The 1,236-nt window shown below is 67.6% G+C and carries 1 protein-coding gene and 1 other annotated feature; the gene reads left to right on the top strand.

Annotated features, from left to right (window positions below):
• A protein-coding gene (locus tag ACFQBR_RS33545; protein WP_378554981.1) for an IS3 family transposase occupies positions 1-1,218 on the top strand; the annotation gives its coding sequence in 2 pieces (ribosomal slippage) (positions 1-266 and positions 266-1,218; 1,219 coding nt annotated over the 2 pieces). This gene is flagged as partial in the annotation.
• Positions 265-378: a sequence feature (AL1L pseudoknot), on the top strand. Its footprint overlaps the gene before it by 114 nt.
• Positions 1,219-1,236 lie beyond the last annotated feature (18 nt).

Below are 1,236 nucleotides of genomic sequence, written 5' to 3'. Positions count from 1 at the left end.
GAAATACCCCGATGAGCTGCGCGAACGCGCCACCCGCATGGTCGTGGAGGCCCGCCGGAACCCGGCCACGCGTCCAGGGGCGATCGCCCGTATCGGCGACCAGCTGGGCATCAACCGCGAGACCCTGCGCAACTGGGTCACCCAGGCTGAGGTCGATGCCGGAGACCGCCCCGGCACCACCACCGACCAGGCCCAGCGTCTGGCCGAGCTCGAACGCGAAGTGCTCGAGCTGCGGCGGGCCAACGCCATCCTCAAGTCCGCATCGGCTTTCTTCGCGGCGGAGCTCGACCGCCCACACATCAGATAGTCGCGTTCATCGACATCCACCGACAGGAGTTCGGGGTCGAGCCGATCTGCACCACGTTGCAGGTCGCCCCGTCCACCTACTACGCCGCCAAGGCCCGGCCGCCCTCGTTGCGCTCCCGCACCGATGAGGCCACCACCGCCAAGATCCACCAGGTGCACGCCGACAACTACGCCGTGTACGGGGCTCGTAAGATCCACGCCGAACTGAACCGCCAAGGCCACCGGGTGGCCCGCTGCACGGTCCAGCGGCTGATGAAACAAGCGGGGCTGCGCGGGATCTCCCGCACCAAGCAGCCCCGCACCACGGTAGGGCCCACGACCCCCGACACCCGGCCGGACCTGGTAGAACGCGCGTTCACCGCTGATGCTCCCAACCAGTTGTGGGTCGCTGACATCACCTACATCCGCACCTTCGCTGGTTGGATCTACGCCGCGTTCGTCATCGATGTGCACTCCCGCCGCGTGGTGGGCTGGCAGGTCTCGCGGTCGCTGCACACCAACCTGGCCCTGGACGCGTTGGAGATGGCGGTCTGGAACCGCCAACACGTGGGCCGGCGGATCGATGGCCTGGTCCACCACTCCGACCGGGGCGTGCAATATCTCGCGGTGCGCTACACCCAGCGCCTGGCCGAGGCGGGGGCGGTGGCCTCGGTCGGCTCCACCGGCGATTCCTACGACAACGCCCTGGCCGAGGCGTTCCACTCGCTGTTCAAGGCCGAGCTGATCCGTAACCGGGGTCCGTGGCGGGGGCTGGACGAGGTGGAGATCGCGGTGGCCGAGTACGTGGACTGGTTCAACCACCGCCGTCTGCACGGCGAGATCGGGCTGGTTCCGCCAGCGGAGCTCGAAGACAACTTCTACCAGCAGGAATCGGTGTCAGAGCAGGACGAAGCGTTGGTTCCGAGCCTCTAAAGAACCCGGCACGAAACA

The sequence above is a fragment of the Nocardiopsis tropica genome, from assembly GCF_042660575.1.
Lineage (GTDB): Bacteria > Actinomycetota > Actinomycetes > Streptosporangiales > Streptosporangiaceae > Nocardiopsis > Nocardiopsis tropica.
The sequence above is the reverse complement of the archived record's forward strand: the minus strand, read 5'-3'. Positions and strand labels throughout refer to the sequence as shown.